9 protein-coding genes are annotated in these 10,930 nt (G+C 68.8%); all 9 read left to right on the top strand.

Features of this window, described 5'->3' with window-relative positions:
- Positions 1–140 precede the first annotated feature (140 nt).
- The 9 genes from arc to AB0K82_RS18655 all read left to right on the top strand — a co-directional run bounded on the left by arc (position 141) and on the right by AB0K82_RS18655 (position 10,806).
- Positions 141–1,913, top strand: a complete 1,773-nt coding sequence (gene arc, locus AB0K82_RS18615) for a proteasome ATPase (protein ID WP_364398350.1) — start codon at positions 141–143, stop codon at positions 1,911–1,913.
- Positions 1,914–2,204: 291 nt separating this feature from the next.
- Positions 2,205–3,719, top strand: a complete 1,515-nt coding sequence (gene dop, locus AB0K82_RS18620) for a depupylase/deamidase Dop (RefSeq protein WP_364398351.1) — start codon at positions 2,205–2,207, stop codon at positions 3,717–3,719.
- Between the two features lie 233 nt (positions 3,720–3,952).
- A complete protein-coding gene (locus tag AB0K82_RS18625) occupies positions 3,953–4,162 on the top strand; it encodes a ubiquitin-like protein Pup (protein ID WP_345346741.1) in 210 nt (69 codons plus the stop codon).
- A 6-nt stretch (positions 4,163–4,168) separates the two neighbouring features.
- Positions 4,169–5,017: an endonuclease VII domain-containing protein gene (locus AB0K82_RS18630; RefSeq protein WP_364398353.1), complete on the top strand. Its 849-nt coding sequence runs from the start codon at positions 4,169–4,171 to the stop codon at positions 5,015–5,017.
- A gap of 168 nt (positions 5,018–5,185) precedes the next feature.
- Positions 5,186–5,989 carry a proteasome subunit beta gene (gene prcB / locus AB0K82_RS18635; protein ID WP_364398373.1) on the top strand — a complete coding sequence of 268 codons (804 nt, stop codon included), beginning with the start codon at positions 5,186–5,188 and terminating at the stop codon, positions 5,987–5,989.
- A gap of 51 nt (positions 5,990–6,040) precedes the next feature.
- Positions 6,041–6,781: a proteasome subunit alpha gene (prcA, locus tag AB0K82_RS18640; RefSeq protein WP_364398374.1), complete on the top strand. Its 741-nt coding sequence runs from the start codon at positions 6,041–6,043 to the stop codon at positions 6,779–6,781.
- Positions 6,782–7,041: 260 nt separating this feature from the next.
- A complete protein-coding gene (pafA, locus tag AB0K82_RS18645) occupies positions 7,042–8,400 on the top strand; it encodes a Pup--protein ligase (protein WP_252783541.1) in 1,359 nt (452 codons plus the stop codon).
- Between the two features lie 86 nt (positions 8,401–8,486).
- Positions 8,487–9,872, top strand: a complete 1,386-nt coding sequence (locus tag AB0K82_RS18650) for an FKBP-type peptidyl-prolyl cis-trans isomerase (RefSeq protein ID WP_364398355.1) — start codon at positions 8,487–8,489, stop codon at positions 9,870–9,872.
- A 25-nt stretch (positions 9,873–9,897) separates the two neighbouring features.
- Positions 9,898–10,806 (top strand): FKBP-type peptidyl-prolyl cis-trans isomerase, encoded by a 909-nt coding sequence (locus tag AB0K82_RS18655; RefSeq protein ID WP_364398357.1) that lies wholly within the window; start codon positions 9,898–9,900, stop codon positions 10,804–10,806.
- Positions 10,807–10,930: the final 124 nt, after the last annotated feature.

The raw sequence follows: 10,930 nt of genomic DNA on the forward strand, positions 1-10,930 counted from the left end.
CGAAGGTCCTTCGCCCCGGAGACCTGCCACTTCATCCAGAACATGGTTCCCACGCCACGACACGAGTACCCCTGGGCCAGGTTACGGAGGCGCTCGGGATAGGTAGGGTTTCAGGTAGGTCGTCGTCTCTGCCTGAGGAGGTGACGAGCGTGGCCGCTCGTGACGATGCCGGGGCGCGTAAGGCGCAGCACGAAAAGGAGGTCCGCGACCTCCAGACGCAGGTCTCCTTCCTGGAGGAGGAGATCTCCGTGCTGCGCCGCAAGCTCGCGGAGTCCCCCCGACAAGTTCGTGTACTCGAAGAGCGCCTTCACGAGGCGCAGGCAAGTCTGGCCGCGGTTACGGGCCAGAACGAACGTCTCGTGGCGACCCTCAAGGAAGCCCGAGAGCAGATCATCGCCCTCAAGGAGGAGGTCGACCGGCTCGCACAGCCCCCGTCGGCCTTCGGAACGTTCCTCGCCGCCCGCGAGGACGGCACGGTCGACATCTTCACCGGCGGCCGCAAGCTGCGGGTGAACGTCAGTCCGGGCATCGAGATCGACGAGTTGCAGCGTGGCCAGGAGGTCATGCTCAACGAGGCGCTCAACGTCGTCGCCGCTCTCGAGTTCGAGACGCAGGGCGAGGTCGTGATGCTGAAGGAGGCCTTCGAAGACGGCGAACGCGCCCTCGTGATCGCCCACGCCGACGAAGAACGCGTCGTCAAGCTGGCCGAGCCCCTGCGCGGAGTTGCCCTGCGCGCCGGCGACTCGCTCATGCTGGACACCCGATCCGGATACGCCTACGAGAAGATCCACAAGGCGGAGGTCGAGGAGCTCGTCCTCGAAGAGGTCCCCGACATCTCCTACCAGGAGATCGGCGGCCTCGGCCCGCAGATCGAGCAGATCCGCGACGCCGTCGAGCTGCCCTACCTCCACGCCGACCTGTTCCGCGAGCACCAGCTCCGTCCCCCGAAGGGCGTCCTGCTGTACGGCCCGCCCGGCTGCGGCAAGACCCTTATCGCCAAGGCGGTCGCCAACTCCCTCGCCAAGCAGGTCGCCGAGAAGACCGGAGCCGAGGGGAAGAGCTTCTTCCTCAACATCAAGGGCCCGGAGCTGCTCAACAAGTACGTCGGTGAGACCGAGCGGCACATCCGCCTCGTCTTCCAGCGGGCCCGCGAGAAGGCCTCCGCGGGTACCCCCGTGATCGTGTTCTTCGACGAGATGGACTCCATCTTCCGCACCCGCGGATCCGGCGTCTCATCCGACGTCGAGAACACCATCGTCCCCCAGCTGCTGTCGGAGATCGACGGCGTCGAGGGCCTGGAGAACGTCATCGTCATCGGCGCCTCCAACCGGGAGGACATGATCGACCCGGCGATCCTCCGCCCCGGCAGGCTCGACGTGAAGATCAAGATCGAGCGTCCGGACGCCGAGGCCGCCAAGGACATCTTCTCCAAGTACATCCTCACGGGCCTGCCGCTCCACCCCGACGACCTGAAGGAGCACGGCAGCTCTCCGGAGGCCACCGTCGACGCGATGATCCAGCGTGTCGTCGAGCGGATGTACAGCGAGACCGAGGAGAACCGCTTCCTCGAGGTCACGTACGCCAACGGCGACAAGGAAGTCCTGTACTTCAAGGACTTCAACTCCGGCGCGATGATCCAGAACATCGTCGACCGGGCCAAGAAGATGGCCATCAAGGACTTCCTCGACAGCGGGCAGAAGGGCCTGAGGGTCACCCACCTTCTCGCCGCCTGCGTCGACGAGTTCAGCGAGAACGAGGACCTGCCCAACACCACCAACCCCGACGACTGGGCCCGCATCTCCGGGAAGAAAGGCGAGCGGATCGTCTACATCCGCACCCTCGTCTCCGGAAAGCAGGGCACCGAGGCCGGGCGTTCGATCGACACCGTCGCGAACACCGGGCAGTACCTCTGACCGACGAAGAAACCCGTGGCGGCCGGAATCCGATTCCGGCCGCCACGCGGCGTTTCGGGATTTCCCTGCACGTCCCGCCGCGCTCTGCCGCGCCCCAGAACGGCCGTACGAGCTCACCACGCCATGACCACGGGTTGACCCGGGTCTTGGCCCATCCTGCCCCGGCCATTGCCCTGACGGCCGCTGAGGCCGTTCACGGCCGGTTCCGGCCTCTCCACCCCCGCCCTGTTTCGCATCACGATCCCGCCGCGCCGCACAGGACCACGCCCATCGCGCATTAGGCTCAGACCTATGAGCGTGCGGCGGGTGATGGGGATCGAGACCGAGTACGGCATTTCCGTGCCCGGTCAGCCAGGGGCCAACGCGATGGTGACCTCCTCGCAGGTCGTCAACGCGTACCTCGCGGCGTCGGCGGCGAAGGCCAGGCGGGCACGGTGGGACTTCGAAGAGGAGAACCCGCTGCGCGACGCCCGCGGCTTCGATCTGGCCCGCGAGGTCGCCGACCCCACCCAGCTGACCGACGAGGATCTCGGGCTGGCCAACGTCATCCTCACCAACGGGGCCCGGCTCTACGTCGACCACGCCCACCCGGAGTACTCCACGCCCGAGTGCACCAACCCCCGGGACGCCGTGATCTGGGACAAGGCCGGAGAGCGCGTCATGGCCGACGCCGCCGCCCGCCCCGCCCGCGTCCCGGGCACCCACCCGATCCAGCTGTACAAGAACAACACCGACAACAAGGGCGCCTCCTACGGCTGCCATGAGAACTACCTCATGCGCCGGGAGACCCCGTTCTCCGACATCGTCCGGCACCTCACACCGTTCTTCGTCACCCGGCAGGTGGTCTGCGGCGCCGGCCGCGTCGGCATCGGCGTGGACGGCCGCGGCGACGGCTTCCAGATCAGCCAGCGGGCCGACTTCTTCGAGGTCGAGGTCGGTCTGGAGACCACCCTCAAACGCCCCATCATCAACACCCGCGACGAGCCGCACGCCGACCCGGAGAAGTACCGCCGGCTGCACGTCATCATCGGCGACGCGAACATGAGCGAGGTCTCGACCTACCTCAAGCTCGGCACCACCGCGCTGGTCCTCGCCATGATCGAGGACGGCTTCCTCACCGTCGACCTGTCGGTCGACATGCCCGTCGCGACCCTGCGGGCGATCTCCCACGACCCGAGCTGCAAGCACCTGCTCACGCTGCGCGATGGCCGGAAGATGACCGCGGTCCAGCTCCAGATGGAGTACCTCGAGCAGTCTCGCAAGTACGTCGAGGACCGCTTCGGCGGCGACGCCGACGACCTGACCGTCGAGGTCCTCGACCGCTGGGAGTCGGTCCTGCAACGGCTCGGCGACGACCCGATGCAGCTGTCCCGCGAGCTCGACTGGGTCGCCAAGCTCGAGCTGCTCGAGGGTTACCGCACCCGTGACGGGCTCGACTGGTCCCACCCGCGGCTGCAGCTCGTCGACCTGCAGTACTCCGACGTCCGCCCCGACCGCGGCCTGTACAACCGGCTCGCCGCCCGCGGCCGCATGGAGCGGATCGTCAGCGACGCCGAGGTCGACTCGGCGATCGAGGATCCGCCGGAGGACACCCGGGCCTACTTCCGCGGCCGGTGCCTGCGGCAGTACGCCGACTCCGTGGCGGCGGCGTCCTGGGACTCGGTGATCTTCGACGTGCCGGGCCGTGAGTCGCTGCAGCGAGTCCCGACCCTGGAGCCGCTGCGCGGCACCAAGGCACACGTCGGCAGCCTCCTGGACCGCTGCCGCACCGCCTCCGACCTCGTGGCGGCCCTCACCGGCGAGTGACCCGCACCCGCCCGTACCCCCTCCTCGGCCGGCGTGCGGGCGGCCGCTGAGGCGGGGTGCGGCTGTGATCGCTGCACAGTTGTGACGGGTATGACCGTTTCGCGGCGATGGCCACCGGCGATAACGGCGTCAGGAGACCAACCGCCGATCGGCGTGGCGCACGCCCAGTGATCCACTCCGCGTCGGTGGCCGACGATAGAGTCAAGGTCTCGGCACGAACGGGAGGATCATCCATGGCAACGAGGGACACCGGCGGCCAGCGGCAGACGACCCGGCGCGAGGAAGAGGTCGACGAGACCCAGACCGCGCCCAGCGAGGACGTCCAGGAGCGCCAGGAGAAGCTCACCGACGACGTCGACGCAATCCTGGACGAAATCGACGAAGTACTAGAAGAGAACGCAGAAGAGTTCGTTCGTAGCTATGTCCAGAAGGGCGGGGAATAATAGGATATGTCCGGATTTACCCCCGCCGCCAAGCTCTGCCCGGACTGCGGGTTAGAAAAGCCTGCGTCAGAGTTCCGGCGGAACGTCAAGCGGCCTGATGGCCTCGGCTTTTACTGTCGAGACTGCGTCTCGCGGCGGGAGAAGGAGGCGTACCGCAAGCGACGAGAGCGGCAGGGTAAGGCAGTTCGGGAGCGGGTGGAAGCACCCGAGGGTCACAAGTGGTGTCCCGGCTGCAAAAGGGTCAGGCCTTTGAATGAGTGGGGGCGTAACAAGCGCAGCCGTGATGGCTACAACTCCTATTGCCGGGAGTGTAAGAACGCGCGGAGCGCTCGTGACTATCTCAAGAGGACGCATCGCCTGACGCCCGAGGACGTGCAGCGCCTGATCGCTGAGCAAGGCGGTAGCTGTCTCATCTGTATGAAGGCGGCGGCAGAGCATGTCGACCATGACCACGTCACAGGTGAACGCCGTGGGGTCCTCTGCTTCAACTGCAACGTTGCTTTGGGGCAGTTCAAAGACGACCCGTGGGTGCTGAGGCGAGCGATCGAGTACCTCACGGGAGGGCTACTCGGCCTGCGGCCCGGAATCGACGGAACGTTCGAGGTGGCAGAGGTTCGGCGATCCCAGCCGTTCGTCAGGGATGACTGGCCGGATCGGGATTTCGCGGTGCTCGACGCCCGTGTCCGCGATGCGCCCAAGGATCCGTGGGAGACGCATGTGATCTTCGCGGGCCCGGAGCCGGCGGAGGAGCGGTTTCCGGCGCTCGATCTGAGTGATCCGGGGTTTCCGGATCGCGACGCGTTGCCGCGAGAGCCGCTGGGGCCGCCGGAGTGGGCCTTGACGGCCGCTGACTGACGCGGTCGGGTTCGCCCTGGGCGGACGAGGGCAGGGATCACGCGGTATGCGCCTGACGTCACAGTGACAGTAGGGTCTGAGTTGCGGAGGCGCATAGCATCCGCTGCCTTTGGAAGGAGTCGTGTGACGTCGCAAGGTTCCGCGCCGGGGCGTCTGCCGGGCGCGTTCATGAGCCAGGGCCCCCCGTCGTTCACCGAGTTCCTGTCGTCGTACTCGCCGGGGCTGCTGCCGGGGTCGCGTGAGCTGCCGGCCGGGGTGTCGGCCGGGGACCAGATCCCGCACGGCACAACGATCGTCACGATCACGTTCCCGGGCGGTGTGGTGATGGCGGGCGACCGGCGGGCCACCGCGGGCAACGTGATCGCCCAGCGGGACATCGAGAAGGTCTACCGCGCCGACGAGTACTCCGCCGTCGCGATCGCGGGCACCGCGGGCATCGGCCTTGAGGTGGTGCGCCTGTTCCAGGTGGAGCTGGAGCACTACGAGAAGATGGAGGGCCGCACGCTCTCGCTGGAGGGCAAGGCCAACCGGCTCGCCACGATGGTTCGCGGCAATCTGGGCATGGCCCTGCAGGGCCTGGTCGTCGTGCCGCTGTTCGCCGGTTATGACGAGGATCAGGACAAGGGGCGGATCTTCAGCTACGACCCGGCGGGCGGGCGTTACGAGGAGCACGACTTCTACAGCATCGGCTCGGGGTCGGTGTTCGCCAGGGGCGCGCTGAAGAAGCTGTTCCGGCCGGAGCTGTCGCAGGAGGACGCGGTCGTCGCTTCGATCCAGGCGCTGTACGACGCGGCGGACGACGACTCGGCGACCGGTGGACCGGACCTGACCCGCCGGATCTTCCCGATGGTCGCCGTGGTGACGGCCGACGGGTACCGGCGATTGCCGGACGAGGAGGTCGGGGGTCTGACGGAGCGGGTCGTCGAGGGGCGGATGCGTTCGCCCGGCGGGCCGTCGGCTCCGCTGCTGTAACGTCCGCGGTCTCGAGTAGTGAACGAGTAGTAAGGAACGCCACCGGTGTCCATGCCGTTCTACGTGTCGCCCGAACAGCAGATGAAGGACAAGGCCGACTACGCGCGTAAGGGCATCGCGCGCGGCCGCAGCGTCGTCGTGCTGCAGTACGACGACGGCATCCTGTTCGTGGCGGACAATCCGTCCCGCGCGCTGCACAAGATCAGCGAGATTTACGACCGGATGGCGTTCGCCGCGGTCGGCAAGTACAACGAGTTCGAGAACCTCCGTCAGGCGGGCGTGCGCTACGCCGACGTCAACGGGTACATGTACGACCGCCGGGACGTCACCGCGCGGGGTCTGGCGAATGCCTACGCGACGACGCTGGGCACGGTGTTCACCGAGATGAACAAGCCGTACGAGGTGGAGCTCGTCGTCGCGGAGCTGGGCGAGGACGCCGCCTCGGATCAGATCTACCGGCTGACCTTCGACGGGTCGGTCGCCGACGAGCACGGTTACGTCGCGATGGGCGGTCAGGCCGACCAGGTCGCGGCGGGGCTGCAGGAGCACTACGAGGAGGGGCTGTCGCTGGCCCAGGCGCTGCGGTTGGGCGTACGGGCGCTGGAGCGGCAGGACGCCGACCGGCATCTGGAGGCCGAGCAGTTGGAGGTCGCGGTGCTGGACCGGAACCGGACGCACCGGTTGTTCCGGCGGCTGCCGCCGACCCGGATCCGGGCCCTGCTGGAGGAGGCCGGCGCCGGGAGCGCGCAGGCCGAGTCCGGCTCCGAGTCGGGTGACGCGACCGCGGAGTGACGTGCGCGCCCGTCCGCCGCGCCCTGGAATGAGCGCGGCGGGTGGGCGTCGCTGTTTGTGATCTACAACGTAAAGGCCGGTGCCGTCGTACGCGGAACCGGTCGTCGATCCGTCGCGGCCGCCGGCGTGCCGACCGGACGCCGATCCGCCCGTGTGGCGCCCTCGTGCGGCCGTCGGAGCGGCCGACCGCGAGGCGGGTCGTCGCATACCGCAACCTGATCTCTACCAACGGCGGCCTTCGGACGCATAGCCTTGCGGATGTGGATAGGCGCATCTTCGGGTTGGAGAACGAGTACGGCGTAACGTGCACCTTTCGCGGGCAGCGGCGGTTGTCACCCGACGAGGTGGCCCGGTACCTCTTCCGCAGGGTCGTCTCGTGGGGCCGTAGCAGCAACGTGTTCCTGCGCAACGGGGCACGGCTGTACCTCGATGTCGGCAGTCATCCTGAGTACGCGACGCCCGAGTGCGACAGCGTCGACGAACTGGTCGTACACGACAAGGCGGGGGAGCGGATCCTGGAGGGTCTGCTCGTCGACGCCGAGCGGCGCCTCCGTGAGGAGGGCATCGCGGGTGACATCTACCTGTTCAAGAACAACACCGATTCGGCCGGTAACTCCTACGGGTGTCACGAGAACTACCTCGTCGGGCGGCACGGCGAGTTCGGCCGCCTGGCCGACGTGCTGATCCCGTTCCTCGTGACGCGCCAGATCATCTGCGGTGCCGGCAAGGTGCTGCAGACGCCGCGCGGCGCGGTGTACTGCGTGAGCCAGCGCGCCGAGCACATCTGGGAGGGCGTGTCGTCGGCGACGACGCGTTCGCGGCCCATCATCAACACCCGGGACGAGCCGCACGCGGACGCCGAGCGCTTCCGCCGGCTGCACGTCATCGTCGGCGACTCGAACATGAGCGAGACGACCATGCTGCTCAAGGTCGGCGCGACCGACCTGGTGCTGCGCATGGTCGAGGCGGGCGTCGTGATGCGCGACCTGACGCTGGAGAACCCCATCCGGGCGATCCGGGAGGTCAGCCACGACATGACCGGCCGGCGCAAGGTGCGCCTGGCCAACGGCCGGGAGGCCAGCTCGCTGGAGATCCAGAAGGAGTATCTCGACAAGGCGCGGGAGTTCATCGACCGGCGGGGCGCGGACCCGGTGGTGCTGCGCGTGCTCGACCTGTGGGAGCGGACCGTGCGCGCCGTGGAGACGGGCGATCTGGATCTGGTGGCCCGCGAGATCGACTGGGTGACGAAGTACCAGCTGATCGAGCGGTATCGGCACAAGTACGATCTGCCGCTGAGCTCGCCGCGGGTGGCCCAGCTCGACCTCGCGTACCACGACGTGCATCGGGGCCGGGGCCTGTACTACCTGCTGGAGCGCAAGGGCGCCGTCGAGCGGGTGGCCAGGGACCTGGACATCTTCCAGGCCAAGTCGGTGCCGCCGCAGACGACGCGGGCGCGGCTGCGCGGGGAGTTCATCCGCAAGGCGCAGGAGAAGCGGCGGGATTTCACGGTCGACTGGGTGCACCTGAAGCTGAACGACCAGGCGCAGCGGACGGTCCTGTGCAAGGACCCGTTCCGTTCGGTCGATGATCGCGTCGACAAGCTGATCGCGGGAATGTAGCGGCGTTCTCACGCTACCTTTAGATGCCCGCTGACAGGGTGGGGGCCTTGTCGCGCTAGTCGTCGAACCGCGGAACGGTGGAGAAGATGTCTGAAGTCAAAGGCCGCGAGCAGACGCGGACGGACGAGCCGCAGGACGCCGAGGGGCGGGACGCCTCCGCGGCGGACGCCACGGCGAGCGGCGAGCCCGGAGCCGCCGAGCGGCCCGAGACGGAGGACGCCGAGGCGGCCGAGCGGTCCGAGGAGGAGGGCGCGACGGCCGCCGCGGGCGACGACGACGCCGCGAAGCGGGCCGAGGCCGAGGCCCAGGACGAGGACGCGAAGGACACGGTCGTCGAGGCCGCGGGTGCGGCGGAGTCGGCGGGCGCCGAGGACACCGAGGCCGACGACGAGCCGAAGAGCCGGTTCGCCCATCCGGATCCGATCAAGCTGAAGATCCCGGCGGCCAAGGAGATCAGCCGGAGCGAGTTCACGCCGCACGCGCTGGGCGCCAAGGGCCGCGGCGCCCCCCGGTCGGGCACGCGGGCCCAGGCGAAGCGCCGCCGGATCCTGTACACGACGGCCACCGTGGTCCTGGTGGCGCTGGTGGCCGGGGCGGCGGTCTGGTACGAGACCCGCCCGGAGCCGTCGGTCAAGGTGACGGGCGCGTTCGGCAAGGCGCCGTCGGTGAAGGTGCCCAAGGACAAGCCGCCCGTGAAGCAGCAGATGAAGGAGGTCGTGTCCGGCTCCGGCAGGGCCGTGGCCAACGGCGATCTCGTCGTCGCGCAGGTGGTCGCCTACCAGTGGGGCGCCAAGGGCGGCGGCAAGGAGCTGCTGAACACCTACAGCAAGAAGCAGCCGATCGTGGGTCAGGCCGGTCAGCTGACCGGGCTGACCACGCTGGACAAGGCGATCACCGGGCGCAAGGCGGGGACGCGGCTGGTGATGACCCTGCCGTACAAGGAGGTCGGTGACCAGATCGCCCAGTCGCTGCAGCTGGCCAAGACCGACGACTTCGTCGTGACGGTGGACGTGCTGAACAGCTTCGGCAAGACCTCGTCGGCGCAGGGCACGCCGCAGAAGCTCGACGATCCCAAGCTGCCGGCGGTGACCGGTGGCGCGGGCGCCGCCCCGACGGTCAAGATCCCGTCTGCGGACGCTCCCGACAAGCTGCAGGTCAAGACCCTGATCCAGGGCAACGGCCCGGCGGTGCAGAAGGGGCAGACGCTGATCGCGCAGTACCACGGGGTGCTGTGGCGGGACGGCAAGGTCTTCGACTCGTCGTGGCAGCGCGGCGAGCCCGCGTCGTTCCCGATCGGCGTCGGGCAGGTCATCCCGGGGTGGGACACCGGCCTGGTCGGTCAGAAGGCCGGCAGCCGGGTGCTCCTCGTGGTGCCGCCGAAGGAGGGGTACGGCTCGAAGGGCTCGCCGCAGGGTGGCATCAAGGGCACCGACACCCTGGTGTTCGTCGTCGACGTCCTCGGTTCGTACTGATCGTCCGGTGTCCGGAGGTTCGCGCATGCGGCGTGTCGCCGCGCTGGCCGTGCTTCCCCTCGTCGCCGCCGCGGCGTGCAGCGGGGGCGGTCTGCCCGAGGGTCTGAAGGTCGCCGGGGTCGTGGGCCGCCAGCCCACGGTGACGATTCCGGCGTCCGCCCCGTCGGGGAAGCTGAAGGTCGACACGCTGCGGAAGGGGAAGGGCTCGGCGGTCACCGACGGCGACCTGGTGGTCGCCGACTACGTCGGGTACCGCTGGAACGGCGGTGACCACAAACTGGTCGCCAGCAGCTATGAGGCCGGGCGGCCCGCCATCTTCCCCTACGGTCGCCTGGTCACGGGCCTGAACAAGGCCCTCGAGGGACAGCGGCCGGGCGGCCGGGTGCTGGCCGTGATCCCGCCGAGTCAGGGGTACGGGTCGAGCGGGTACGCGCCGTGGCAGATCGGCGCCGCCGACTCCATGGTGTTCGTGCTCGACGTGATCGCGACGTACCACAACGGCGCGAGCGCGCAGGGCCGGTCGCTGCCGCAGACCGACGGGGCGCTCCCGCAGGTCACCGCCGGGTCGACGCCGACGATGAAGATCCCTTCGACGGCGCCGCCGAACCGGCTGCGGGTGAAGACGATCATCGAGGGCGCCGGGCCGCCGGTCCAGGCGCACCAGCTCGTCGTCTTCCACGACCTGGGGCAGATCTGGCGGACGGGCAAGGTCTTCGAGTCCACGCGCGCCCGGGGACGCCCCGACTCGGCGGTGGCCGGAGCCGGTCAGATGATCAAGGGCTGGGACAAGGCCGTGGTCGGGCAGCGGGTCGGCAGCCGGGTGCTCGTCGTGATCCCGCCGAAGGACGGGTACGGGGCGAAGGGACACGCCGCCTCGGGCATCGAGAAGGACGACACGCTGGCGTTCGTCATCGACGTCCTCGCCGCCTACTGAGCCCCGGCCACGGGGCGCCGTGGCCGGGTCAGCCGGCGAGGAGCGTCAACCCGGCGCAGACGGCGGCCAGGACGTGCAGCGGTGTGCGGCGGCGTGCCGCCGAACGGGAAATGGAGTGCATACG

The organism is Actinoallomurus sp. NPDC052274, assembly GCF_040679475.1.
GTDB lineage: Bacteria > Actinomycetota > Actinomycetes > Streptosporangiales > Streptosporangiaceae > Actinoallomurus > Actinoallomurus liliacearum.